26 protein-coding genes are annotated in these 24,939 nt (G+C 64.0%); 11 read left to right on the forward strand and 15 right to left on the reverse strand.

What is annotated here, in order from left to right:
* Nucleotides 1-81: 81 nt before the first annotated feature.
* Complete coding sequence (locus tag HNQ40_RS07600; RefSeq protein ID WP_184677278.1) at nucleotides 82-1,074, forward strand: ThuA domain-containing protein; 993 nt, start codon at nucleotides 82-84, stop codon at nucleotides 1,072-1,074.
* 41 nt (nucleotides 1,075-1,115) lie between these two features.
* Here HNQ40_RS07600 and HNQ40_RS07605 read toward each other — a convergent pair whose 3' ends face one another.
* Nucleotides 1,116-2,219, reverse strand: coding sequence for an agmatine deiminase family protein (locus HNQ40_RS07605; protein WP_184677279.1), 1,104 nt, complete (start codon nucleotides 2,217-2,219; stop codon nucleotides 1,116-1,118).
* Between the two features lie 235 nt (nucleotides 2,220-2,454).
* Between HNQ40_RS07605 and HNQ40_RS07610 the strand changes: the two genes are divergently transcribed.
* From HNQ40_RS07610 to HNQ40_RS07620, 3 genes are all read left to right on the forward strand, one after another.
* Nucleotides 2,455-2,862: a bactofilin family protein gene (locus HNQ40_RS07610; RefSeq protein ID WP_184677280.1), complete on the forward strand. Its 408-nt coding sequence runs from the start codon at nucleotides 2,455-2,457 to the stop codon at nucleotides 2,860-2,862.
* Between the two features lie 239 nt (nucleotides 2,863-3,101).
* Complete coding sequence (locus HNQ40_RS07615) at nucleotides 3,102-3,575, forward strand: polymer-forming cytoskeletal protein (RefSeq protein ID WP_184677281.1); 474 nt, start codon at nucleotides 3,102-3,104, stop codon at nucleotides 3,573-3,575.
* Entirely contained in the window at nucleotides 3,572-4,342 is a 771-nt protein-coding gene (locus HNQ40_RS07620) for a hypothetical protein (RefSeq protein ID WP_184677282.1), read from the forward strand. The genes HNQ40_RS07615 and HNQ40_RS07620 overlap by 4 nt, the downstream gene beginning before the upstream one ends.
* A 168-nt stretch (nucleotides 4,343-4,510) precedes the next feature.
* Here the strand turns inward: HNQ40_RS07620 and flgM are convergent, their stop codons facing one another.
* The 4 genes from flgM to ribD form a co-directional block, all read right to left on the reverse strand.
* Nucleotides 4,511-4,786, reverse strand: coding sequence for a flagellar biosynthesis anti-sigma factor FlgM (gene flgM, locus HNQ40_RS07625; RefSeq protein ID WP_184677283.1), 276 nt, complete (start codon nucleotides 4,784-4,786; stop codon nucleotides 4,511-4,513).
* A gap of 395 nt (nucleotides 4,787-5,181) precedes the next feature.
* The gene (gene folP / locus HNQ40_RS07630) at nucleotides 5,182-6,081 is read right to left on the reverse strand and encodes a dihydropteroate synthase (RefSeq protein ID WP_221435420.1); all 900 of its coding nucleotides are present in this window, start codon (nucleotides 6,079-6,081) and stop codon (nucleotides 5,182-5,184) included.
* A 12-nt stretch (nucleotides 6,082-6,093) separates the two neighbouring features.
* Entirely contained in the window at nucleotides 6,094-7,512 is a 1,419-nt protein-coding gene (locus HNQ40_RS07635) for an MATE family efflux transporter (protein WP_184677284.1), read from the reverse strand.
* Between the two features lie 37 nt (nucleotides 7,513-7,549).
* A complete protein-coding gene (ribD, locus tag HNQ40_RS07640) occupies nucleotides 7,550-8,599 on the reverse strand; it encodes a bifunctional diaminohydroxyphosphoribosylaminopyrimidine deaminase/5-amino-6-(5-phosphoribosylamino)uracil reductase RibD (protein ID WP_221435421.1) in 1,050 nt (349 codons plus the stop codon).
* Nucleotides 8,600-8,698: 99 nt separating this feature from the next.
* Between ribD and HNQ40_RS07645 the strand changes: the two genes are divergently transcribed.
* Nucleotides 8,699-9,541 (forward strand): DUF748 domain-containing protein, encoded by an 843-nt coding sequence (locus HNQ40_RS07645; protein WP_184677285.1) that lies wholly within the window; start codon nucleotides 8,699-8,701, stop codon nucleotides 9,539-9,541.
* A 194-nt stretch (nucleotides 9,542-9,735) separates the two neighbouring features.
* Here the strand turns inward: HNQ40_RS07645 and HNQ40_RS07650 are convergent, their stop codons facing one another.
* The gene (locus HNQ40_RS07650) at nucleotides 9,736-10,593 is read right to left on the reverse strand and encodes a polyphosphate kinase 2 family protein (protein WP_184677286.1); all 858 of its coding nucleotides are present in this window, start codon (nucleotides 10,591-10,593) and stop codon (nucleotides 9,736-9,738) included.
* 17 nt (nucleotides 10,594-10,610) lie between these two features.
* Nucleotides 10,611-11,801 (reverse strand): hypothetical protein, encoded by a 1,191-nt coding sequence (locus HNQ40_RS07655; protein WP_221435422.1) that lies wholly within the window; start codon nucleotides 11,799-11,801, stop codon nucleotides 10,611-10,613.
* A 77-nt stretch (nucleotides 11,802-11,878) separates the two neighbouring features.
* Here HNQ40_RS07655 and HNQ40_RS07660 point away from each other — a divergent pair, with 77 nt between their 5' ends.
* Nucleotides 11,879-13,036 (forward strand): anhydro-N-acetylmuramic acid kinase, encoded by a 1,158-nt coding sequence (locus HNQ40_RS07660; RefSeq protein WP_184677288.1) that lies wholly within the window; start codon nucleotides 11,879-11,881, stop codon nucleotides 13,034-13,036.
* Nucleotides 13,037-13,145: 109 nt separating this feature from the next.
* Nucleotides 13,146-14,132 carry an N-acetylmuramic acid 6-phosphate etherase gene (locus HNQ40_RS07665; RefSeq protein ID WP_184677289.1) on the forward strand — a complete coding sequence of 329 codons (987 nt, stop codon included), beginning with the start codon at nucleotides 13,146-13,148 and terminating at the stop codon, nucleotides 14,130-14,132.
* A 105-nt stretch (nucleotides 14,133-14,237) separates the two neighbouring features.
* Here the strand turns inward: HNQ40_RS07665 and HNQ40_RS07670 are convergent, their stop codons facing one another.
* The 4 genes from HNQ40_RS07670 to HNQ40_RS07685 all read right to left on the reverse strand — a co-directional run bounded on the left by HNQ40_RS07670 (nucleotide 14,238) and on the right by HNQ40_RS07685 (nucleotide 17,688).
* Nucleotides 14,238-14,990, reverse strand: coding sequence for a sugar phosphate isomerase/epimerase family protein (locus HNQ40_RS07670; RefSeq protein WP_184677290.1), 753 nt, complete (start codon nucleotides 14,988-14,990; stop codon nucleotides 14,238-14,240).
* A gap of 373 nt (nucleotides 14,991-15,363) precedes the next feature.
* The gene (locus HNQ40_RS07675) at nucleotides 15,364-15,942 is read right to left on the reverse strand and encodes a response regulator (RefSeq protein WP_184677291.1); all 579 of its coding nucleotides are present in this window, start codon (nucleotides 15,940-15,942) and stop codon (nucleotides 15,364-15,366) included.
* A 191-nt stretch (nucleotides 15,943-16,133) separates the two neighbouring features.
* Nucleotides 16,134-16,379, reverse strand: coding sequence for a molybdopterin converting factor subunit 1 (gene moaD, locus HNQ40_RS07680; RefSeq protein ID WP_184677292.1), 246 nt, complete (start codon nucleotides 16,377-16,379; stop codon nucleotides 16,134-16,136).
* 22 nt (nucleotides 16,380-16,401) lie between these two features.
* Nucleotides 16,402-17,688 (reverse strand): molybdopterin molybdotransferase MoeA, encoded by a 1,287-nt coding sequence (locus HNQ40_RS07685; protein WP_184677293.1) that lies wholly within the window; start codon nucleotides 17,686-17,688, stop codon nucleotides 16,402-16,404.
* Nucleotides 17,689-17,757: 69 nt separating this feature from the next.
* On the opposite strand from HNQ40_RS07685, the gene HNQ40_RS07690 reads away from it, so the two are divergent.
* Together HNQ40_RS07690 and HNQ40_RS07695 are read left to right on the forward strand one after the other, a co-directional pair.
* Nucleotides 17,758-18,864, forward strand: a complete 1,107-nt coding sequence (locus HNQ40_RS07690) for a Zn-dependent alcohol dehydrogenase (RefSeq protein ID WP_184677294.1) — start codon at nucleotides 17,758-17,760, stop codon at nucleotides 18,862-18,864.
* Between the two features lie 170 nt (nucleotides 18,865-19,034).
* A complete protein-coding gene (locus tag HNQ40_RS07695) occupies nucleotides 19,035-19,838 on the forward strand; it encodes an alpha/beta hydrolase (RefSeq protein WP_184677295.1) in 804 nt (267 codons plus the stop codon).
* A gap of 3 nt (nucleotides 19,839-19,841) precedes the next feature.
* On the opposite strand, the gene HNQ40_RS07700 is transcribed toward HNQ40_RS07695, so the two are convergent.
* The gene (locus tag HNQ40_RS07700) at nucleotides 19,842-20,522 is read right to left on the reverse strand and encodes a MotA/TolQ/ExbB proton channel family protein (RefSeq protein WP_184677296.1); all 681 of its coding nucleotides are present in this window, start codon (nucleotides 20,520-20,522) and stop codon (nucleotides 19,842-19,844) included.
* Between the two features lie 129 nt (nucleotides 20,523-20,651).
* On the opposite strand from HNQ40_RS07700, the gene HNQ40_RS07705 reads away from it, so the two are divergent.
* Both HNQ40_RS07705 and glmM read left to right on the forward strand, forming a co-directional pair.
* Complete coding sequence (locus tag HNQ40_RS07705) at nucleotides 20,652-21,323, forward strand: HAD family hydrolase (protein ID WP_184677297.1); 672 nt, start codon at nucleotides 20,652-20,654, stop codon at nucleotides 21,321-21,323.
* Nucleotides 21,324-21,375: 52 nt separating this feature from the next.
* The gene (gene glmM / locus HNQ40_RS07710) at nucleotides 21,376-22,755 is read left to right on the forward strand and encodes a phosphoglucosamine mutase (RefSeq protein ID WP_184677298.1); all 1,380 of its coding nucleotides are present in this window, start codon (nucleotides 21,376-21,378) and stop codon (nucleotides 22,753-22,755) included.
* Between the two features lie 42 nt (nucleotides 22,756-22,797).
* On the opposite strand, the gene HNQ40_RS07715 is transcribed toward glmM, so the two are convergent.
* The 3 genes from HNQ40_RS07715 to HNQ40_RS07725 form a co-directional block, all read right to left on the reverse strand.
* On the reverse strand, nucleotides 22,798-23,322 hold the full coding sequence (locus HNQ40_RS07715) for a hypothetical protein (RefSeq protein WP_184677299.1): 525 nt from the start codon (nucleotides 23,320-23,322) through the stop codon (nucleotides 22,798-22,800).
* 70 nt (nucleotides 23,323-23,392) lie between these two features.
* Nucleotides 23,393-24,088 (reverse strand): hypothetical protein, encoded by a 696-nt coding sequence (locus tag HNQ40_RS18505; protein ID WP_221435423.1) that lies wholly within the window; start codon nucleotides 24,086-24,088, stop codon nucleotides 23,393-23,395.
* Nucleotides 24,089-24,112: 24 nt separating this feature from the next.
* Nucleotides 24,113-24,748, reverse strand: coding sequence for a GNAT family N-acetyltransferase (locus HNQ40_RS07725; RefSeq protein ID WP_184677301.1), 636 nt, complete (start codon nucleotides 24,746-24,748; stop codon nucleotides 24,113-24,115).
* Between the last annotated feature and the right edge of the window lie 191 nt (nucleotides 24,749-24,939).

The raw sequence follows: 24,939 nt of genomic DNA on the forward strand, positions 1-24,939 counted from the left end.
GATATGATTGAGCCTCGTGATTCGTTGCCGTTGTATTGGAAACGGATCATTTTCCCGTCGTGAATCCGAGGAACTCTTGAGATGAAGCCAATCGCCCTGCTGTGTTCTGCCGTGGTCCTCATCGCGGGCTGTGCCGTGTCGCCGTCGCACGCCGAGCCCGCCCCCAAGCTCAAAGCCCTGATCATCGATGGCCAGAACAACCACGCGGTCTGGCCCAAGTCGACGATCATGATGAAGCAGTACCTCGAGGACACCGGCCTGTTCGAGGTCGAAGTCGATCGCACCCAGTTCACCTGGAAAGCCAAACGCGAGCAGAAGTGGCTGCCCCTGGCGGGCGTCGGTGAGACCCAGGACCTGGAGCAGCCCAAGCCCGACCCCGACTTCAAGCCCGACTTCAGCGGCTACGACGTGGTGATTTCCAACTTCGGCTGGAAGGCCGCCGATTGGCCCGAAGTCACGCAGCGGTCGCTCGAGGACTACATGGAGAACGGCGGCGGCTTCGTCTCGGTCCACGCCGCGGACAACAGCTTCGCCAACTGGGAAGAATACAACCGCATGATCGGCCTCGGCGGTTGGGGCGGACGCAACCACAAGAGCGGCCCCTACGTGTACTACAACCTCGAAGGCGAACTGGTCCACGACCACTCGCCCGGCGGCGCAGGAGCCCACGGCAAGCAGCACGAGTTCCCCATCACCATCCGAGTGCCGGACCATCCGATTACCAAGGACATGCCGTCGGAGTGGCTGACCACCAAAGACGAGTGCTACGGCAAGCTCCGCGGCCCGGCCGAGAACATGACCATCCTCGCCACCGGGTTCGACCTGACCCTGGGGCCCGACCTCGACCGCCACGAGCCGGTCTTCATGGTCATCGACTACGGCGAGGGGCGGATCTTCCACACCACGCTCGGCCACGACACGCCGGCATTCGAAGGCGTGGGTTTCATTGTTTCGTTCACCCGCGGGGTCGAATGGGCCGCCACCGGCGAAGTGACCCAGCCGATCCCAGACGACTTCCCCACCGCGGAAAAATCGAGCCGTCGGCCGTTTCCTGCGATCGATAAGCTGAAGTGATCCAGAATCTACTTTGTCGGTAAGGCGACCCGTCGTGAGTTCTATGAGCTCGCGGCGGGTTGTTGCATACTCAGGCAGTGCAACGCGCCTTGGCCGACCACCAGATGGTTGCTGCGGATCGGCACGGGGGTGTGATTCGGCATCGCGTCGTCGAGCAGGCGTAGGGCGCGGTCGTCGGCGGGTTGGCCGAACGTCGGGACGAATATGCGGCCGTTGGCGATGAGGAAGTTGGCGTAGCTGCACGGGAGTTGCATGCGTTGGGCCGGGCCGAAGCGGTCGCCGGGGTAGTCGTAGAAGATCGGATCGACGGCGGGGAGCTCGATCACATTCAAGCCGGCATCGCGTAAGGGCGTGGTGTCGATCGCGGGGTGGACCACGACGGAATCTGGAGAGACGAAGCGTGCGGCGTTGTCGATGTGGCCGTCGGTGTCGTCGCCGGGGAGTTGGGCGGACAGCCAGATCGTGCGGGTGATGCCGAGGGCGTCGTTGAGCAGTTGCTCCATAGTGTCGCGGTCGGTCGGGCCGTTACGGCTGGGGTTGAGCAGGCAGTCGGTGGTGGTGAGTAGGGTGCCTCGGCCGTCAGTTTCGAGGGCGCCGCCTTCGAGGACCTGGTCGTGTTTCACGATCGGCAGGCCCAGCGCCTCGGCCAGCTTTCCGGAGACCGCGTCGTCGAGGGCGCGGGTCTCGTACTTGTCGCCCCAGCCGTTGAAGCGGAAGTCCTGGATGACGAGTTGAGGCATCGTGGTTTGGCCCCCTCTCCCTTGAGGGAGAGGGCTGGGGTGAGGGTGACGAAGCTCGCCATCCGCCGCAGCTTGGCGTAAAAGGTCAGACGAGTGCTCAGCCCCCTCACCCTGCCCCAACCCCTCCCTCAAGGGAGGGGAGCCAGCCTCATCGCGCCACACAAACAACGGCCCGAAGTCACGGATCCACGAGTCGTTGGTCGCGATGCCCAGCTCATCGGTCGTGCGTACCCGCACCACCTCGGCCATCGCTTTGCACCACGCCGCGTGCTCGGCCTGGGCCTTGTCCAGGCAGCCCGGCCAGGTCTCGGGGTTGTGCGGCGGGACCACCCACACCGCTTCCAACGGCTCCCACTCAGCGGGCCAGCGGAATGAAACGTGTTCAGGGGGCGGAGGGGAAGCCATTATCGGGCGTTGAAAAGTTTTGGGGAAACTTTGATAAGTTGCGTGCTGACTGGGGTTTGCTGCGTCTCAGGATAACAGCCCGCTCGCCCCGCGTCCGCCCCGCCGACCCGGTACACTCAAGGGGCTTGGGCCGACGTCGGCCCGGGTCCATTTTATCTGCACCCCCACCGCGCTCGAATGGTTCGAGAGGCGGGCGGGGGTCGTGTCTGTTTGTTTTGACAGGAGTAGTTTCATTATGGCAGAGAACGAATCCCAGACGACCGTCATCGGCGCTGACTCGTACTTCAAGGGCGAGATGCAGTTCGAACGCACCGCCAAGATCATCGGCCGGTTCGACGGCAAGATCTCCGGCAAGGGCGAGCTGCAGGTCGGTCAGTCGGCGACCTGCAAGGCCGACATCGAATCCTCGATCGCCAACATCGACGGCACCATCGAAGGCAACATCACCGCCAAGGACGCCGTGAAGCTCACCGCCAACGGCAAGGTCAAGGGCGACATCACCGCCACCAAGATGACCATGGCCGAGGGCGCTTCGTTCTACGGCATGTGTGCGGTCGGTCCCGACGCGGCCAAGAACGCCGGCGGTGGCGGCGCTCCCCAAGGTGGTCAACCCCAAGGCGGACAACAACCCCCCAAGAAGTAAACACGCCCCGCGATGATCGCCGGTGACGGCGAGCGTTTGCGCGCCCGTCGGAAATCGCCTCAGCGATCGCGTGAGTCGTTGCGCGCGGGTTCTGCGCGCACGGTGTGTGGTCTTGTGTTGGTTGTTGTCGTTGTCGCGTGCTCAAAGCACGTGGTTGTTGTCCTTGATTGATTTGCCCCAGGTACCCGTAGGAGACCGACGGTTGTTTGCGCTGCCGCAGCGCATCGGCGTAGAGACCCATGGCGCGTAGTCTGCCCCCCAAGACGGTGCAGTGTTACCACTGTGACCACCGATTCGAAGTCGGTGGCCGCGCCCAGTCCACGTCCTGCCCGGGCTGCAACAAGCCGGTGATGGTCGCCGACCAGGTCATCGACAAGCAGCGTGGGCCGATCCGCGAGCTCAAGACCTGTGGCAAGATCATCGTCAAGAAGCGCGGCCGATTGATCTGCCACCACGTCGTGGCGCACAACGGCCTGGAGTGTGAAGGCATCGTGGATGCCCAGACCGTGTTGAGCCGCCAGCCCGTCTTCCTGGGCAAGAAGGCCAACTTCAAGGGCGACCTGACCGCCCCGTCGGTGGAGATCACCGAGGGCGCCCAGATCCAGCCGAGCCTGTTTGCCATCGGTCCGCCGATCGATGAGTCGCCCCCACCGGAGCAGCCCCCGGACGAAACCCCGGATGCCCCCGGCCCCGATGAAAAGGAATCCTCATGACCGCACGAATCCCCCGTGGCGTCGTTGTCTTGTCGCTTATGGCGATCGCTCTGGCCCACCCCTCGATATCGCTGGCCGCGGAAGATGAGATCGCCCAGCTCAAGGTGGAAAACGCCGAGCTGCGCGAACAAGTGCAAGCGCTCACCGCTGAACTCGATGCACTCCGCCAGGAACTGGCGGCGCTCAAGCAGGACAACGCCGACTTGGCCAACGAAACCCAGGTGCTCGAGAAGCAAACGACCGAATTACAGGAACTCGCGGGCGTGGCGACCGCGGACCGCAAGCAAAACGCCCAGACGCAGCGTATCCGCCGGGCGTACGACGCCGAGACCGACCGAACCGTGGTGACGTTCGGCCCCGAGGCTCTGGAGGTCACGGGCAACGCGGGAGACTTCTACTTTTCCGTGGTGTACAGCCACCCGGGGCAGGACGAGGTGGCGGTGGATTCCGCGACCCTTTTTTTGCAGACCTACCGTTCCGGCCGACTGTTTAACAAAAGCGACGTAGTCGAATTCCTGGTCAACGGCGAGGAGGAGTCGTTGGCCATCACTGGCTTTGACCTCCGCCCACGCAAAGCGGGCATGGCGGGCCGGACCCAGATCGACCGGAGCGACGAGGTGGTGGAAATGAAACTGGACCGCGAGGCGCTGCTGGCTCTGGGTGAGTCGCGGAGCTTGACGGTTCACGAAGGTCGCGTCGTCCTGACGTTTGATCAGGACGACCTGGCGGGTCTCCGCGCGGTTGCCCTGCGGATGGGTCAGGAGTAGGTCAGGCATGCCTACCTGACACGGCTCATATGTACAGAGGCATACGTCAGGCAAGCATGCCTGACCTACGGCCCCAAAGGTGAACACAAAAAGAAGCCCCCCACCTTGCGGCGGGGGGCTTCGGCGTCTTGAACGGTGGAAATCGGGGTGGCGAAAAGCCGACTCGGTTTAGCCGAGGTCTTGAGCGAGGCCTTCGATCGCGGCGTTGAGCTTCGCGTCGGATTCGTACGTGCCGTTGGCGATCTCAGCACGGACACGGGCGACCAGGTCTTCACGCACTTCGGGGATGTCGGCCAGCTTGGCGAGGATCTTAGCGGTGTCGGACAGCTCGATCTGATCCGAGCCGCGCGACACATCGGTCGACGAAGCCGCGGGGCGTTCGATCTTGCCCGTGGGCAGGTACGACGCGGCGCTGGGGCCATTGAGGGGGGCGATGTCACTCATAAAAGCAAAAACTCCTTGCCCACGGAACGGCTAGCTGAGCTCAGCTTCGGAGCGGTGTCCAACGGGGAACACCTAGCTGATTCAAGCCGCCGCGGCGGGCTCGTCTTACGGGATTCATATCGCCAAGGAAGGGGCTGAACCTTGAAGATATGCCGCACGACACAATTGTACGCTAACCGTATCAAAAACAAACATTTAAAGAAAATTAGATTCGGGCGAATGTTGCATAAGTCCGCTAACAACCCCCCCGCCACTACTGGTGTCGGGTGCTCCAAACCGTGGATTACACACGGTTTATCCGCAGTCATGAACAGCGTTTAGCGTCGTTTGGGGGCACCAAACAGAATACGAAAAAATATGCAAAAAAGTTTTCCGCCGGCCTCCATGAATTTTGATCAGCCGTGGTGCACGGCCCACGCCGCGATCGCCGCCTGATGATTCAGGGCCACATCGTGTACGCGGAAGAGCGGGACGCCCGCGGCCACGCCCAGGGCCGTGGTCGCGGCGGTGCCCCCGGCCGGGTCGGGCTCGATCTTGCCCTCGGGGTCGCCCTGCAGTTTGGCGAGGAAGCTCTTGCGGCTGGTACCCAGCAGCACGGGTTGGCCGGTGGCGACGTATCGCGGCATCGCCCGGAGGATGGCCAGGTTGTGTTCGACCGTCTTGCCGAAGCCGATGCCCGGGTCGATCACGACTTGCGAACGCTCGACGCCCGCCGCCACCGCCGCCTCGACGCGCTCGGCGAGAAACGCCTCGATCTCTTGCACCACGTCTTCGTAGCTCGGCGCAGCCTGCATGCTTTTGGGTTGGCCGTGCATATGCATCAGGCAGATCGGGGCGCTTCGCTCGGCCGCGAGGGTAAGCATGCCCGGGTCTTCGCGGCCGGCGCTGATGTCGTTGAGCATCCCCGCCCCGGCATCCAGCGCGGCGCGGGCAACCTTGGCCTGCGTGGTGTCGATGCTGATCGCCACGTGTTCGTAGCCCTCGCCGTCGAGCGTGTGGCGGAGCGCTTCGATCACCCCCGCGGTCCGCTGGATCTGCTGGTCGGCCGAGACCCGCTCCGCCCCGGGCCGGGACGACTCGCCGCCGACGTCGATCAGGTCGGCCCCCTCGCGGGCCATGACCAGCCCGCGCATCACCGCGACATCCAAATCGTCGTACTTCCCGCCGTCGCTGAAACTGTCGGGCGTGAGGTTGAGGATGCCCATGAGCCGGGGCCGGTCGAGCGTCATGGTGGGTCGGCCGGGGAACCGAAACTCGGCGGCGGCGGTCGGGTTGTCGGGGGTGGTCGGATTCATGGGGGTGGCGAGTTACACCTTTACTTTAAGCCAGCCGCCGTGGAAGAACCGGCTGGTAAAGAGTACCCCGCGCATCAGCAGCTCACCGCACAGCGCGTACCACACGCCGATGAGCCCCATCTCCAGCGTCACGCCGAAGACCCACACCGCCGGTAGCCGGATGCACCAGGTCGAGAAGTTCGACAACAGCATCGGCCAGCGGGTGTCGCCGGCCCCACGCATTGCTTCGCTGAGGATCAAGTAGCTGCCGAAGCCCAACTGAACAAAGCCGCAGATCCGCACCAGCGTCGGGCTGATCGCCAGGAGTTCGGGCTGGTCGGTCATCAGCCGCACCCACAGGGTCGGGAACAGGACAAACGTCACGCCCATCAGCGTCATGATGCCCACGCCCACCGCCCAGCAGTACACCACCGCCCGGCGGGCCAGCGCCTCGCTGCCCGCGCCCAGGTATTGCCCCGCCAGGGTCGCCGCCGCCACGCCAAACGCCATGCCCGGCAGGAAGCTGATGGCTTCGATGCGGATCGCCACGATATGCGCACCTTGCAGGGCCGAGCCGTCGCCGGCGATGTCGTTGACCGCGATGAAGCCGACGATCATGAGCACGAAGAAGTTGCCCAGCCAGTGGCCGAAGCGATCGACGAGGTTGGGCACCGCGATGCGGACGATGCGTTTGATGGTGTGGGCGTGGGGCTGGAGCCGGTGGGGCCGGAGGCGGATTGGGCCGTTGGGCCGACGCAGGACAAATAGCGTGAGTGCCGCGCCGACGACCCAGGCCACCGCGGTGCCGGTCGCGATGCCCGCCACGCCGTAGCCGCGCGCGACCAGGCTGACGGTCAGCGCGATGTTGACGATGTTGACCCCGAGCATGATCCAGAACGGGCTTCGCGTGTCGCCCGCCGCAGACAAGGACATCCCGCCGACAAACAGGATCGCCGCGACCGGCGTGGCCAGAGCGACGATGCGCAGATACGTCGTGGCCAACGCCAGGCTCTCCTCGCGCAGCCCCGCCCAGCCGCTGATCAGCCCGGCCATGGCGTACACGATGGCGCCGACGATCACGCCCCAGCCGACCGCGAGGATCAGCGCTTGTCCGAGACCGGCGTTCGCCAGGCCACGGTGGCGTCCGCCGACCGCACGAGCGATGAGTGCTGCGCCGCCCGAGCCGACCGCCATCATGAGCAGGCCAAGCAGCCAGCCCATGTAGGCCGCCACCGCGATCGCGTTGGTTGCCTCGACCGACAACCGCCCCGCCACCGCGGTGTCCACCGTCGATACCAGCCAGCTCAGCAACTGCTGCAGGAACGGCCACACCGCAAGCACATAGACCTGCCGCGGCAGCGACAGCCCTTCGAGCTTCCCGCCCAGGGTGACCTCGGCGGGGCTCGATTCGGGATTATCGATTTCGGATTCGGCGGCGACGGCTTGAGTCATGGAAGGGGGATCATAGCCCGCCGAGGTTGGCAGAAACCTACATATTATTCGGAAGGTTCACGCGGTAGTCGAGCAGCACGTCGTCGCCCAACCGTTCGACGTCGATCAGCGACAGCTCCAAAGCGTCGTCCATCGTCTCGCAAACCAACCCTTGGACGGCAGGAAGAGCCGCGGCGTCGCCGACGAGCTTGGGGGCGGTGAATACGAGCAGTTGATCCACGAGATTCGCTTGCAGCATCGCCCCGACCAACGTCGCGCCGCCCTCGACCAGGATGTTGGTCACGCCCTCGCCGGCGAGCTGCTTCAGTTCTTCGCGCAGGTCGCCCTTCAGCACCGTCACAGGCGGGCCGTTGTCGAGCAGCATCTTCGCGTCGGCGGGTAGGCGTCCCGAGCGGTCCACGACCAGGCGACGGGCGGTGCGGAGGACGTGGGACGTGTCCGCGGGCCGGGCGGTCAGCGACGGGTTGTCCGTGATCGCGGTGCCCACCCCGACCATGACCGCGTCCATCCGGCCGCGGATCTGGTGCACCCTGTCCCGGGATGCTTCGTTGCTGATCCATTGGCTGTGCCCCGTCGCGGTGGCGGTCTTGCCGTCGAGCGTCTGGGCCCACTTCACGATGACCCACGGCAGCCCGTTGGTGACACGCTTGATAAACGCTTCGTTGAGTCGTTGTGCCTCGGCCTCTTTGATGCCGACTTCCACCTCGATCCCCGCGTCGCGCAGCATCGCGATGCCGCGCCCCGCGACCTCGTGGTACGGGTCCTGCATCGCGATGACCACGCGCCCGATGCCCGCATCGATCAGCGCCTCAGCACACGGCGGCGTCTTGCCGTGGTGCGAGCAGGGTTCCAACGTGACACACATCGTCAGGCCACGCGGGTCGATGCCCTTGGCCTTCGCGTCCGCCAACGCATTGACCTCGGCGTGGGCTTCCCCACATTTTTCGTGGTAACCCTCAGCCACGATGTCCCCGTCGCGCAGCAACACCGCCCCGACCATCGGGTTTGGCTCGACTCGTCCGCGCCCCCGCTCGGCCAACGCCAACGCCCGCTCCATCGCTTTGCTTACCAATTCTGCATCATTCACCGGCGGGCCGCCCTTTCCTGAGACGAACAACCTGACATACTATCTAATGTCGGTTCACAACCGCTCCACGGGGTCACCCAGCTCGAAAGAAGGCTCGTTATGAAAAAACTCATTGTCCGCGGCGGACTTGTTCTCATCGCTCTCGTCGTTGTTGGCGTGGTCGTGCTCTACTTCTCACTCAACGGCATCATCAAGAACGTCGTCGAGACCCAGGGCACCAAGGCCACCGGCGTCGCCACCACGCTCAGCAGCGTCAATCTCAACCCGTTGGGCGGGGCGTTGGCCCTGAGCGATTTCGAGCTGGCCAGCCCCGAGGGCTTCACCAACCCGTCACTGTTCAAGCTGGGTGGGGCCGACGTCCAGGTGGACACCAGCACCCTGCCGATCCCGGTGATCGGCAACAAGGGCGACGAGATCGTGGTCGATCGCGTGTACATCGACGGGGCCGAGGTCGTCGTGGCCTTTGAGAACGGCAAGCTGAACCTGAAGGAACTGCTTAAGCAGATCGAAGAGAACGCCGGGGCCAAGGAAGACAAGCCCGCCGGCGAGGACGCCCCGGCCGAGGAAAGCGAAACGAAGGGCGTGCTCATCAAGGACCTGAAGATCACCAACACCAAGGTCCGCGGCGAGATCAGCCTCGTGCCCGGCACGCCGCCGGTGCCGGTGGACTTCGTGATCGCCAACATCGAAGAGAGCGACTTCCGCGAAGCCGACACCGGTGCGGTCATCGGCTACGTTATCGAGACCATCATGCTCAACGCCACCACCGAGGTGTTCAAGCAGGTCGAGGGCCTGGGCGATGTGGTCGGCGATCTGGGTGACCTCGGCGTCAAGGCCGTCGAAGACCTCGGCGGCGAAGCGACCAAGGCGATCGATGGTGTCGGAAAGAGCCTCGAGGAAGGCCTCGGCGGATTGCTCGGCGGGCAAAAGAAAGAAGAGTAAGCAGCGCGATACTTGGGTGATTGTTTTCGGATCGCCTGCGCGGCGGGCGGCAGGGGCTCTGCCCCTGCACCCCGAAGGCAATAAAACGACCGATGCACCACGAGCCTGCGCGATTCGATGGGGGTACAGGGGGATATCCCCCTGCCGCCCGCCGTGCAGGCGACCTGCAGATTTAACTTAAGAGTTTCAATTTCTTATTCGATCACGATCGACGCGGGGTCGAAGTTCACTTTCGGCGGCTGGGGGTTCATCTTGTCGAGTGTTTCGACGAGCACCTTGGTGATCAGCAGGTTGCGGAACCACCGCCGTTCGCCGGGGACGACGTACCACGGGGCGTGGTCGGTTGAGCACTTGGAGAGGGTCGTGTTGAACTCTTCCATGTACTCCTCCCAGTGTGCCCGTTCGGTGAGGTCTTCGGGGTTGAACTTCCAGTGCTTGTCGGGCCGATCGAGTCGGCGTTGGAGGCGCTGCTTCTGGTAGTCCTTGGAGATGTGGATCATGAATTTGACCACCGCGGTACCTTCGTCGGTGAGCATCTTTTCGAACGCGTTGATGTGGTCGTAGCGCTGCTTAATCACGTCTTTCGGGGCCCAACCCTTGACCTTGACGATGAGCGTTTCTTCGTAGTGCGAGCGGTTGAACACGCCGATGTTGCCGTCGGCAGGGGTGTGGTGGTGGACGCGCCAGAGGTAGTCGTGGGCGAGCTCTTCCTTGGTCGGGGCTTTGAACGAAGTGACCTGGCAGCCCTCGGGGTTGACCGGGCCGAACACGTGGCGGACGGTGGAGTCTTTGCCCGCGGCGTCCATCGCCTGGAGCACGACGAGCAGCGATCGCTTACCCTCGGCGTACAGCCGTTCCTGCAAGTCGACGAGGTGGTGGGACAGTGCGCCGAACGCGTCCTGGCCGTAGTCCTTCTCGATCGGGCCTTCGTAGCGGGTCGGGCGGTCGTGGACATCGACGCCCTTGCCGGGCTTGACGATGTAGTCGTCGGTGTCGAGCTGTTGGTCGAGGAGCGAAAGGTCGAAGTCGGCGAGGTGGGCGGGTGGTGTCAAGGAATCGGTGTCCTGAGTTAGGGGTCCGGGCCGGACCCGTTTTCGGCGTATTCCATAGCATACTCCAGCGCGAGCAACGCCTCGCCCAGGCGGTACATCCGGTCGGGCCCGTCGTACTCGGGGAGGCCTGAGCTCTGGCCGATGACGCGGCGGGTGGCGACCTCGGCCGTGCGGCGGTCATCGAGCTTGACCGCCAACCGCAGCAGCGGCGCCCAGGTCTCGACGCCGGCCCAGGTGTCCTGCTCGCCGCGCAGCCGACGCCCGGTGTCCGCGTGGTAGTACAGCCGCAGCTGGGGCATGCGGTCTCGCGCGAACTCCAGCACCCGCTGCGAGACCGCGGGGTTGGTCCGCGCGCAGCGCTCCGCCACGGTGAGGACGTTGCTGAGCTGTTCGATTCCGTTGGCCGAGTACAGGCCGTCGCCCACAAGGTGGGGCATAACCGTGGCCACCTCGGGGCGGATCATCTGGTGCAAGAGTCCCGCGGGGGTTTGGGCGTTATCGATGAGTTTCGCGGATTCGGCCACGACTTGATCCCAATCTTCTTTGCCTTCCAGGCCCGCCTCTATCACGGTGGTGAGCAGGTCGGGGTCGTAGTCGACGAGGAACGAGTTGGTGATGAAGTTGTAGATGTCCGGGTGGAGGTTGAAGTAGTTGCGGATCATCCAGGTGCCGTTGTCGCGCGCGGCGTGGCGGGCGTAGGCGTCGAGGATCAGGGCGACGGTGGCGCGGTCTTCGTCGAGGCCGAAGGCTTCGCTGCCGTGCCAGAGCGCCTCGGCGGCGCGGAGGGCTTCGGTCGTGCCCGACGCGTCTTGCTGGAGCTCGCCTTCGGGTGGATTGGGGCGGTAACGCCACGCGACCATGCCGTGAGCGGGGTCGCCGGGGACACGCTCGACCAGGAGCTGGGTCAGGATGATCTCGCGCAGCGGGTTGTAAAGCGCGCGGTCGTTCGACATCGCGGCGAAGGTGGCGAGTTGGGTGACGTCCACGGCATAGACCGCGCCGTCCTCGCGCTGCAGCTCGCCGTTCTGCACCGAAGCGAACGCCGCGGCCCGCAGCCGATCCCGCGCGGCGGCGACGTCGGTGTCGGCATACTTCGCGCTGCGCTGCGACACCGCGATCCAGACCGCGGGGACCACCAGAAGCAGCAGCAACACCCGCACCGGCGTCCAGAATCGGCGGTCGGGCGTCTGCAATCGGGTTGAATCCAAGTCCTGCATCACGTTCGATTTTACTCGCCCAAAGCCCGGGGATGGCTATCCCCGGGCTTTGCCTGCATCATGGAGCCATGAGCGAAGACTCTCCCCGCGTCCGCCACGTCGTCGGCTGCATGACCGGCACCAGCCTCGACGGCCTCGACGCCGCGCTCGTCCGCATCACCGGCACGGGCCTGGACATGACCGCCGAGTTCGTCGGCATGGTTAGCGCCCCCCTGCCTGATGCGCTGCGTACCACACTCCTGTCGATGGCCAACGGCGAATCGCATCCGCCCATCGAGTTCATGCGGGCCGCGCGGTACTTGGGCGTCGTCCACGCCGAGGCCGTCGCGCAACTCCTCAGCACGCACGCCTCAGACCTTAAGCCGGATTTCATCGTCGCCCACGGCCAAACCATCTGGCACGCCCCCCCCGACCGGTTGAGTTGGCAGTTGTTCGATCCCTGGCCGATCGTACGAGCCCTGCAGTTACCCGTTTGTTACGACCTGCGGCAGGCGGATTTGGTTGCGGGAGGCGAGGGGGCGCCGATCACGCCGATTACCGACTGGGTCATGTATCGAAAGCCTGGGAAGAAACGGTGTGTCTTGAATCTTGGTGGTATCGCAAACATCACCGTACTCCCGTCGAATGGGATGATTACTGATGTGATGGCTGAAGATGTTGGTCCATGCAATTTGCTTATAGATCAAGCGGTCAGGCTGCTTCACCCTCACGAATCTATGGATCGCGACGGCAAGTTTTCTCGGGACATTTCTACGATCAGCACGGTGTTCTACGAGATTCGGAAAGCTCCGTTCTTCTCGAGACCTAGACCAAGGACGACCGGTCGAGAAGATTTTGATATGGAATGGCTTCGCGATGTTGCACGAAAAAGTGAGGCCAATGCCGATTGCTGGGTGGCTTCGGTGGTTGAGGCGGCTGCCCGTCTCGCTTTGGCTGAGCTTGGGCTTGAAGATGGCGACGAGTTGATTTTGGCCGGAGGGGGCACGCGGAATCCTACTTTGCTGAAAAACATCAGAGATAGAGCGACGCGCTGGGGCGATCGTCAAGTAGCGGTTGGCACATCCGACGAATTCGGCATCCCCTGCGAAGCGCGTGAGGCGATGGGGTTTGCGGTGCTTGGGGCGTTGTCGCAGGACGGCGTGCCGATCACGCTGCCGCAGGTGACCGGAGCAGAGACGCCGGGCGTGGCGGGGGTTTGGGCGTATCCCGACGGGTCATCAGCGTGAGGGGTGATAATCCCGGGCCTGGTTGTTTAGCGGGCGATCGCAGATCGCCGATGGTCTCAGATAGCTACCAACCGGCGATCTCCGATCGCCCGCTAAACTGGGAATTGCCATGTCCGACCCTTCGCTCGACCGCAGCCAACTGGAGACCGAAAAACGGCTCGCCTCGGCGGCGGCAATTGATGCGTTATCGGTCGCCCAGACGCTCCAGCTCATGAACACCCAGGACATCGAGGTCCCGCGGATCGTGCGGACCGCGCTGCCGGCGCTCACCAAACTGATCGAGCGGATCATCGCTGGGATGCGCGAAGGCGGCCGACTGATCTACGTCGGCGCGGGGACGTCCGGCCGGCTGGGTGTGCTCGACGCCAGCGAATGCCCGCCGACCTTCTTCACCGACCCCACCGACGTCGTGGGCGTCATCGCCGGGGGCGACAAAGCGCTGCGTCGCTCGGCCGAGGGCAAGGAAGACGACCCCACCGGCAGCCACCTGACGCTGACCAACATGCAGCTCACCGAGCACGACACGCTCGTGGGCATCGCCGCGGGTGGGACGACGCCTTTTGTGTGGGGCGCGATCGAATTCGCCCGCAACAAGGGCGCGGCGACCGGGATCATCACCTGCGTGAAACTCAGCACGCTGCGTAAACCCATCCAGCGGGCTCCGCTCGTGCCTGGAAACGCGCCGGTCGATCTGCCCGCCCCCCCGGAAGAGCAGTTCCGCGTGGATCACCCGATCGAGCTGATCGTCGGCCCCGAGGTGGTCACCGGTTCGACCCGCCTCAAGGCCGGCACCGCGACCAAGCTCGCGCTGAACATGATCACCACCACGACGATGGTTCAGCTCGGCAAGACCTGGGGCAACCTGATGGTCGACGTGCGGGCGACCAACGACAAGCTCACCGACCGGGCCCAGCGCATCCTCATGCAGCAGCTCGGCATCGACCGCGAGGCGGCGGGCGAATTACTCGATCAGGCCGACGGCCGGGTGAAGTTGGCGCTGGTGATGCACCGCAAGAACCTCGATGCCGAGGCGGCCGAGGCGCTCATCGACGAGCACGGCGGGAAGCTCCGGCCGATCCTTGGGTCGCCGAAATAAATAAGCCAACCACAGAGACACGGAGGCACCGAGTTAAACCCTGCCAATGACTGCGCGGGTCTTAACTCGGTGCCTCTGTGTCTCTGTGGTTCTATCCGGTCGTTCTTACGACGTCAGGCTACGCATCTTTTGCACGCATTTGGTCAAAGCGGGCACGGGGTTTTCGACGTCGGCTTCGTACTCGAGGACCGCGGTGCCGTTGAAGCCGTTGTCGTCGAGGGCTTTCACGAAGGCGGGCAGGTCGAGGGTGCCGGTGCCGACGACGACGTCGTTCCACTGGGCGTTGGGGTCGAAGACAAAGTCTTTGTAGTGGACGCCGAAGACCGCGTCGGCGTAGTGCTTGGCCCACTCGACGGGGTTGCCGTTTTGGGGGCCGGTCTGCATGCACCAGGCGGTGTCGATGCAGACGCCGACGTGGCCGTCGCCGAGCTTGATGAGGTGGTCGATGATGTCGCGGGAGCCGCCGAACATGTAGCCGCCGTGGCAGTGGATGCCGACCTGGATGCCGTAGTCGGCGGCGAGCTTGGCGGTCTTGGGCACGGCGGTGTGGAAGCTGTCGACCCTGAAGTGGGCGGTGATGAGCTTGGCGCCCGCGGCTGCGGCGCACTCGAACCACTGGCGTTCGTTGTCGTTGCCGACGAAGGTTTGGACGCCGATGGAGTTGACCGCCACGCCGCCGTCGCGGTAGGTCTTGACGATTTCTTTGAATTCTTCGGGCTTGTCGAAGTCGGCGTGGACCGCACAGACCTCGATCGAATCGACGCCGATCTCCTTGACCTTCTCCGCCACGTCGGCGTTGTCTTTGAAGTGGCGGAAGCAGAAACTCTGGACACCGAAATTCAGGGCGGGGCTGGGCATGATACTTCTCCGAGCGCGGTGATTCGCGAAGCGCTAGGGTACAACCATGCCTTCGCGATGTCTGCGTCGAATTGCGGAATTTAATACAAAAAATGAACAGCCTGGAACACCTGTTCCAAATGTTTGAGTGTTGTGCTCGGAGGGGGTTTTGAGCCGCCTAAGCTGGAGGGCCGACGCAAAGAAAAACCGCCCCGGTGTTGGCCGGGGCGGCTTTGGGCGGCGTTGCTTACGGGTCCCTTCCGTGTGATCTTTCCCTGGATCTAGCCGCTTCCCGCGTCTTGGGCCCCGATGACTCGGGGCCGGTTCGCCTTGCGGGAGCTCTCTTTTCCCGTTTGCGATCGTTGCGGGTTGTCTGAAACGAACTTGTTTGTGTTTAGTACACGATGGCCACGGCGTCTTCGACCGCTTCGATGACCGAGCGGACGTGGAACGGCTTCTTGAGGTAGCCGTCGAAGCCTTGGTTGATCAGGTGTTGGGCCTGGCCGTCGGTGAACTTGCCGGACATGGCGATCACCTTGGTGGCCTGCAGGTCGTCGCTGGCGCGGACGAGCTTGAGCACGTCTTCACCCTGGACATCGCCCAGGTGCATGTCGAGCAGCAGGACGTGCGGGCGGAACTTTTCACACTCGATGCCGGCGGCGAAGCCGGTGTCGGCGGTCTTGACTTCGTAGTTGGCTTGTTCGGTCAGCACCTTGGTCAGGACGCCGACGATCTCGCTGGCCTGGTCGACGACCAGGACGCGGGTCTTGCCCGACTGCAGCCCGTCGAGCGGGATGTTGTGGGCCTTCATGAAGCGGAGCAAAGCCGGCATGGGGATGCGGCGGTCTTTGCTGCCGGGGATGCGGTAGCCCTTGAGCTGGCCCGAGTCGAACCACTTGCTGACCGTGCGGGGCGCGACGTTACAAATTTTGGCGACTTCGCCCGTGGTCAAGATGTCTTTTTGTTTGGCCATAGCGGCAAACCCTTCAGCTTTCTCCTTGAATCTCCCGGCCCACACGACGTCGGTGCGTGAGCTGTACCCCATTCACATCGACCAGCCCCGCCAATCGGTTAACCCTCCTAACACGAAAAAACATTACCGCCCCCATGGGCGGCTCAGGCGGAGTCTTAGGTATTTTCAGACAGGTGGTGAAGGCGAGAAGATCAACCCCCCGACACCGGCGGGATCAGGGCCAACTCGTCATGGTCCGCTAAAACATGCGCTGAATCGACGTAAGCGAGGTTGACCGCCACCGCCAACGTTTCTCGCGCCGAAGCCAACGCGGGGTAACGCTCGGCCAACTCCGTCAGCGCATCGTCCACGCGAGACTTCAACGGCAGCTCAAGTTCGATTTCTCGGACCCCCACACGGTCCGCGAGCGACGCAAAAAACAGGACTTTGATCTTCATCTTTTTTTGGGGCTTGCTGATTTCAATGTGCGGCGGTGTCCGAATAACCCCCGAGCAGAGGCAAAAACATCAGGGGCGTGCCCGCGTGCAGCTCGGTGTTCGAGGCGGGCAAGCGTACCCAACCTTCGGCCGTGGCGGTGTGTGACAGATCGCCCGAACCCTGCCACGGCAAGACCTCGACCTGCTCGCGGGTCTCGCCCACGAAGCGCGCAGCGCGGAACGCCTCACGGCGGGCGTTGGGTTTGGTGGGCGTTGACAGCCACACCCGCCGCCACGGCAACACCGGGTCGAGCCCGAGCATCCTGCGGACCATCGGCCACGCAAAAAGGTGGGCCGTCGCCAACACGCTCACCGGATTCCCCGGCAACCCGATCACACAAGCCGCTTGCGGCTTAGCGCTGCGATCGCCCTGCGGTTTGGCTACGAAGACGGGTTTGCCCGGCTGCATCTTCACGCCGTGCAAGACGGTTTCGTATCCCAGGGTGGGCCACGTCGCGGGGAACAAGTCGCGTTGCCCGACGCTGACACCGCCAGAGGTGATGACCAGATCGGCGTCAGCCACGGCTTGCGTGCATGCCTCGGTTACGGCTTGCGCTTCGTCAACCACATGTTCTTGCCGAACGACCTCGCAACCCATCGCGTATAGCAGCGCCACCAGCATCGGCCCGTTGCTGTTGCGGATCTGCTGCGGCTCGAGTTCCGCCAGCGGCGTATCGATCGGCCGAAGCTCGTCGCCCGAGCTGAGGATGACCACCCGGGGCTTACGCGTCACGCTGACTTGGCCGGCCCCCACCGCCGCGGCGATCCCGAGGTGGTGTGGCCGGAGCATGGTGCCTGCGGGAATGATTTCCTGTCCGGCCGTGGCGTCGGCACCGCGTTGGTGGATGTTCATCCCCGGCTTCACGCCCTCGACCGTGAACCGCACCGTGGGCGAATCGCCTTCGGTGACCTGCGCTTTTTCGATCTGCACCACCGCGTCGAACCCGGTCGTGTCGCGTGGGACCGCGGCGCCGGTTGCGATGCGGACGACATCGGCTTGCGGGTCGAGTTCCAAGCCGTCGGGCAGCGTGCCCCCTGCCGGGATGCTGCCCACGACACGGAAGTCCTTCTCTGCGGCCCACGCGTCGGCCCGCAGCGCGAACCCGTCCATGGCCGAGCGGTCGAACGGCGGTTGATCCCGGTCGGCGGTCACCGCCTCCCGTAGCACCCGCGCGGCCGCTTTGGGCAACGCAACGTGTTCGGCCTCCAGCGGATTGCAGCAGGACAGGGCCTCGGGAAGGGCTTGTGAATAGTCGGGCAGATCGGCCATGGCTTCATCTTACGGGTCTGCCCCTATCGGGGTAACGCGTCAGATGCTGAAGTGAGTAAAATCCCCGCCATGCAACAGACTCAAGCCGCCATCAGCGACACCCAGGGCAACTTCAGCATCCAGACCATCGACGTCGGCAAGCCGGGCCCCGGCGAGGTCGCGGTGGATATCAAAGCCTCGGGCATCTGCCACACCGACTACGACTCGATGAACTGGGACCAGCGCGTCGTCATGGGCCACGAGGGGGCGGGCATCGTCACCGCCATCGGCGACGGCGTCACGACCTGCGACGTCGGCGACAAGGTCCTGCTCAACTGGGCCATCCCCTGCATGGCCTGCCCGATGTGTGTGCGTGGCCACCAGAACCTCTGCATGACGCAGAACACCGTCACCGCCGCCGACCCCGCGAATTGCGCCGCCCACCCCGAGTCCACCCAACTCGACGGCCAACCCATCTACCGCTCGTTCGCCGTCGGCACCATGAGCGCCCACACCGTCGTCAAAGAAGCCGCGATCATCCCCATCCACGTCGACATCCCCTGGGACTCGGCGTGCATCGTCGGCTGCGGCGTGATGACCGGCTACGGCTCGGCGGTGAACAGCGGTAAGGTGAAGGCCGGCGACAACACCGTGGTCATCGGCTGCGGCGGCGTGGGCCTCAACGCGATCCAGGGCTGCCGTATCGCCGGGGCGGGCAAAGTGATCGCCATCGACCTCAGCGAAACCCGCCTCGAAATGGCCAAGCAGTTCGGCGCGACCCACACCATCCAGGCTCAGCGCGACGACAAGGGATTGCTCAAAGCAGCCGAGCAGGTTGCACAACTCTGTGGCGGGATCGGGGCCGATGTCGCGGTCGAAGCGACGGCCGTGCCCGCGCTCGGCGCGGCGCCACTCGCTATGGTCCGCTCCGGCGGCACGGCCGTGCAGGCCTCGGGCATCGAGCAAGAGATCACCATCGACATGAACCTCTTCGAGTGGGACAAGGTCTACATCAACCCGCTCTACGGCGGCTGCCGCCCCACCATCGATCTGCCCATCCTGCTCGACCTCTACGCCAAGGGCGAACTCCTGCTCGACGAGATGATCAGCAAGCAATACGCCCTGGGCGACCTCGGCCAAGCCTTCGACGACATGCACCACGGCCGCATCGCCAAGGGCGTGATCATGTTCGATTGATCCACGCCAAGGCAGCAAGGCAAATTTTTCCACAGATTGGCACGATTAGCAGGATTTCAAGACAAACCAAGGCAATAAACAAGTGGTTTGTTTTTGCCTTTAATCATCTTAATCCTGTAAATCTGTGGATAAACATGCCTTTGGTTTTTTCCTTTATCGAGAGCGAATCCATGCCGCGTTTCCGCACGATCGAAGTCTCCGACCCGCCGTTTGAGTCGGCGAACCTGCGCTATATCACGATCAAGACGCCCAACCTCGTCGGCCGAGGTGACATCAGCGTCTTCGTCCCCAATGGCGCACAAGAGGCAGGTAAGCTACTCCCGCTGGTCACGCTGCTCCACGGCGTGTATGGCAGCCACTGGGTCTGGTCGCAGAAAGCTGGCGTGCACCTCACCGCCCAGCGCATGATCGACGCCGGTGAGATTCCGCCGATGCTCATCGCCATGCCCTCCGACGGCCTCATGTTCGACGGCAGCGCCTATCTCCCGCACAACGACCGCAAGTTCGACGCCTGGATCGTCGAGGATGTGCCCGATGCCGTGATCGAAGCGGGCATCCCCACCGCCGCGGATTCGCCACGATTCATTTGCGGCCTATCGATGGGCGGCTACGGCGCACTTCGACTCGGTGCGGCAAACCCCGATCGCTTCGCCGCCTTCGCCGGCCATTCCTCAATCACCGACTTCGACCAGATGAAGCTCTTCGTCGAAGAGCTGGATGAAACGTACGGCCAACCCACCGTCGAACGCTCGGTCTTCCAAACCCTCAAACAGAACGCAGGCCATTTGCCCCCCTTCCGCTTCGACTGCGGCCCGGACGACATCCTTATCGAGCACAACCGCAAACTCCACGCCGACCTCGACGCCGCGGGCATTACCCATACCTACGAAGAACACCCCGGCGGCCACGAATGGCCCTACTGGACCAAGCACATCGAAGCCAGCCTGAAGTTCTTCGCTGAAGAGTTGGGCTGATGCTTATCTGCCCGACTCAGCGGTGGGCTGAAGCTTGCCTTCGCTGATTGCTTGGTTGATGTGATCGATGACCGCGTCGTATTGCCCGGTCTGATCGAGTTCAGAGAAGCTGACGGTCAGCACGAAGAAGCAGCAAAGAATTAACAATACCACGGCCGCGCCACGCCAGAGCCCCGAGGCGCTGCCCAGGGCGGGAGTAACTTTTTCATCTTCTCCATCCGGGTTGCGCGGGCCGTCGAGGTGGTTCAGCAAAGTCTGGCGGCAGGGGCCAATGACAAACTCGGCGAGGAACGCGCCGTAGAAGGTTGAGAGCAGTGCGACCGCCATGCCCGCCCCGATCGACGAGGGGCTGCTGAGGTCGGACAGCATGGTGATCAGGCCGGTGAGGGTGATCACGATTCCTGCGCCCCACGCGACTTGGTACGCCTGAGCCGCCACCGCGACCCGCTGCCGAAGTCGCGTTTCGTCTGCATCGCCCGGCCCGGCAATGACCGCGCCGATGGTGTCAACAATGTCGCTGAGCGAGAAACAGCACAAGGCGCATCCCGCGAGCAAGACGACCACCCCCATCAGCGAAGGCAGATCGATGTACCGCCCCAAGTTACCCCCGCTCCCGGCCCAAAGGGTCCAGGCGAAACCCAGTAGGACGACATGAAGCCCAATAAGACGCGAGAACAATTGCATGCGTTGATTCCTCGGAGATGATCCGCCCAGAGGCGTAGGTCTAAGCGGGTTATCGGCCGTGGCGGGAAAGCGGGATGAATCACGGCTCGGGATTTTGGCCCAGCCGCTTTCGGGGGTACACTCCCGCCCATGCTGGAAGCGATTGTTTTTGATTTTGATGGCGTGATCGTCGATTCCGAGCCGCTGCACTACCAGGCGTTTGTCATGGTGGGCAAGAGCATCGGGTTCGAGTTCTCCTATGAGGAATACCTGGCGACGTACATCGGGTTTGACGACCGCGATGCGTTCCGGGTGATGCTCGAGGCGTCGGGGGAGAAGGTGACGCCGGAGCGGGTGGCGGAGTTGTGTGCGCAGAAGCAGCCGATGTTCGACGCGGTGGCAAAGATGGGGGCCCAGAGCGGGTCGCTGGCCATTCCCGGGGCGTTGGAGCTGATTGATGAGTGTGCGAAGGTGGACCTGCCACGCGCCATCGCCAGCGGCGCGACGCGGGCGGACATCGAACTCATGCTCGAACTGCTGGATCGCAGGGACCGGTTCGACATCATCGTGACCGCCGACGACGTGGAGTTTTCTAAGCCTGATCCCACGAGCTACGCCATGGCGGTGGAGAAGCTCGGCATCACGCCGGGCAACGCGCTGGCGATTGAAGATACCGCCGCGGGCCTCGCTTCGGCAGGCGGCGCGGGACTCATGACCTTGGGCCTGACCACCACCGGCCCCGCCGAGGCGCTTGCTGATGCGGGCCGGGTGATCGACGACCTGACGGGCGTGGACCTGGAACAACTCAAACTCTGGTATTGATCAATTCAGCCGCTTGCGGCTTAGCGTTTCTGGATTCGTTGGAGGACTGAAGATGGCAGATTCAAACGCCCCCCTCATGCTCAGCATCAGCGGCATGCGCGGCCTGGTCGGCAAGTCGATCACGCCCGATGTCGTCGCCCGCTACACCGCGGCGTTCGGCAGCTGGCTCAAGACCGCCCGCAACACCGCCAACCCCACCGTCGTGCTCGGCCGAGACTCGCGCCCGTCCGGCGAGATGTTCGAAAACGCCGCTGCCGCCGGTCTCGCCAGCATCGGTGCCAAGGTCATCCGCGTCGGCATCCTCTCGACGCCCGGCGTCGCCATCATGGGCCAGCACCTTGGGGCTGACGGCGGCATCGTCATCACCGCCAGCCACAACCCCACGCCCTGGAACGGCGTCAAGCCGCTGCGCCACGACGGCGTCGCCCCGCCGCCCGATGCGTTCGAGCAGTTCATCGCGATGTTCAAATCCGACGAGGCCGACCACGTCGAGGTCGATGCGCTCAAGCCCATCACGAGCAACACCACCGGCGTCGAGGTCCATCGCGATCTGGCCGCCGACCTGGTGGACGTTGAGCTGATCCGAAACGCCAAGCTCAAAGCCGTCGTCGATTCGGTCCACGGCGCGGGCGGCGACGAAGCCGCGGCGCTGCTTGACCTCCTCGGCGTCGAAACCGTTCAGCTCTACAAAGAACCCACCGGCCAATTCCCTCACGTCCCCGAGCCGACCAAAGAAAACCTCACCGAGCTCTGCGAAGTCGTTGCCCGTGAAGGGGCCCACGTCGGCTTCGCGCAGGACCCCGACGCCGACCGCTTGGCGATCGTGGATGAGCAAGGCCAATACATCGGGGAGGAATACACGCTCGCCCTCTGCGCCATGCACAAGCTCGGTAAGGGCGACGTCGCCGTGGCAAATCTCTCGACCAGCCGGATGATCGACGACATCGCCGAGGCCGCGGGGGCAACCGTCGTGCGGACCCCGGTCGGTGAAGCGAATGTCGCCGCGGGCATGCGTGCGAACAACGCCAACCTCGGCGGCGAAGGCAACGGCGGCATCATCTGGCGGCCCATCAGCCAGGTCCGCGACAGCCTCGTCGGCATGGCCCTGGTCCTCGAGATGCTCGCCCAGCGCAAGATCAGTCTGTCGTCCATCGTCGCCGCCACCCCGAGCTACGCGATCGTGAAAGACAAGCTCGAACTGCCTACGCGTGAACAAGCCGACCCGACATTGGTCTGGACCGCCCAGCACTACGCCGACCAAAAGGTCGACACCCAAGACGGCGTCCGCGTCGACTGGGAAGACCGCTGGGTCCACGTGCGACCGAGCAACACCGAGCCGATCCTGCGCATCATCGCCGAAGCCGCGACACAGGAAGCCGCTCAGGCTTTGGTGGATGAAGTCCGCGCCGGCATCGCGTCGATCGAGTCTTGAGAGGCCGCTTGCGGCTTAGCGCTAAGCTGCAAGCGGCGGTCGCTACCAATTGATCCGCACAGGCTGCTCATCGATCAGTCGGGCCTCGTCGCCGACTTGGAAGGTGACGCGGAGCAACACCTCCCGCCGCGTGATGGCCGAGGAGTCCAGCCGCAGCCGCAGCAGGTAAGCCCGCGTGATCGGGTCGTAATACCGCTTCTGTTCGTCGAGGGTCAACAGATCGATGTCCCAGCTGTAGAGCAGCCGACCCACATCGATCCCCGGCGCATGCCCTGCCGCGAACAACTCGAACCGCAGCTGCCCCGACGCTTTGATCGAGTCGCCCATCTGGTCGAACATCTCGATCCGAGCTTCGAGGATCGGCGTGTCCTGCTCACGCACAAACCGCGTGGAGGGATAGATGCGAAGCGCCACCGCCTTCGGCTGCCAACCAGCTTCGTCCGTGGCCTCGCGATCACTGGTTCTCGGCGTAGCGGGCCCTTTGGGCTGACAACCGCTCAGCGCAACCCCGCACACAGCCAGGGCCATCACAAGGATCGCGGAGCGGTGAGCGGAGGGGAAGCGCATGATCATCGGTTATGAGAATAGACCGCGCTACCCACCGCATCAACACGACCCGTCGTCCCAGCCCCTCACCTCAAGCCGCCTTCGGCAACCGCTTCACTTCTTGGGTGCCCTCCGCCTCCACCACGCGCACCACCCGCTCCCCATTATTCGCCGAATCTCCCCCCGACACGCCGCCTTCCAGCAACCTTCCCACGGCATACCTTCCGCGTCCCTTGCTCTCGATCATCCGCCCCAGCTCGCTCCCCGGGGCCGTGTGTTCCTGCCAGCGGTCCCGTAGCTCCCTCGCATACGCCACCAGTTCCGGGTCGTTCTTCCGCTGAACCGCCCGCAGGGCCTGCTTCGCCGCCGCCTTCTCCGCCTCCAGCCGCGCCAGCTCCGCCTCGTCCGGCCCCATCACCGCCTTGTCCTCCGCCACCTCTTTCGCCGGCTCACCAAACCCGCTCCCCGCCCCAAACCCACCGACCGCCACCGCCCTCGCCCCCGGAAGTAAACCCGCCCCCGGAAGCCCCGACAAGCCCGCCCCGGGCCCTTGACCCTCCTCGGCGCGGCTCTTGCCCTTCCCCTTCTTCTTCGCCTCCCGCTCCCGCTTCTCCACGTTGCTCAGCTGGTCCTCCAGCAACCGCGTCTCCGCCGCCCGTCGCTCCGCCCCGGGCAACACCACCGGCGTCGCTTCGTGCCACTGCACCTCCGGGGGTAAAGGCAGCACCACCCGCCCCTCCATCATCGCCCCGCCTTGCGTCTCAAACGGATACCACCATGACGTCATCTCATCACCCACCCGAACCCGCTTCTACCAAAAAACATGCACGCCCCCGGCCGTGTTCCCGTGCTTCTTCTTGAGCTTCTCCAACGTCGACCGCCCCGCCGCCCGGAACGCCAACGGCACAAACCCCATCGCCTCCCAAAACCGATTCGCCTCCAGCGACTGCTTGCACCAGCAGCAATACAGCTTCGTCCCGTACGCACTCTGATCAAACTGCGCCTGCAGCAACGCCGCCGCCACCAGCGACCGCCGGTACGCCGGCGCCACACACATCTGATAGATGATCCCCACGTGGTCCTGCTTCATATACCGATCCACGCCCAGGCAGTAGCCGACGGGGTTCCCGTCGGAGTGATCAGTGAACAGTGACGAGTGAACAGTCGAGTCCTCGTTGCCCGTGCCTTCCCCCTTGTTCACTGAGGACTGTGAACTGTTCACTGTGCTCGTCGCCACCGCGACGAGCACGTTGCCTTGCTCGATCCGCTTCCGGATGGCCTGTTCGTACTGAAACCCGACCTTGTCCGAGTCGGCTTTCTGCAGCGCATCGATAAACGCGAAGTCGTCCTGCACCGCCCGCCGAATGCGGATGTCCAGCCGCGGCTCAACCGCCCGCAAACCACCGCCCAAGCCCGACGCCTGCTCGATCCGAATCACTTCCGACATGATTGCCTCCCGGAAATAGGGGTTCGTTGTATCCACGCCAAGACGCTACGGCGTCAAGGCACCAAGAAAACCAAAACGCGGTTGAGCCGCCGATTCCACAGATGAAGACCGGATTCAAGGCCATCCAACCCATCGGCGAAATCTGCGAAACCTGCGGCCAAACCCGACTCACCAAAGGCCCCTCGCCGATT

The organism is Algisphaera agarilytica (assembly GCF_014207595.1).
Taxonomy (GTDB): Bacteria; Planctomycetota; Phycisphaerae; order Phycisphaerales; family Phycisphaeraceae; genus Algisphaera; species Algisphaera agarilytica.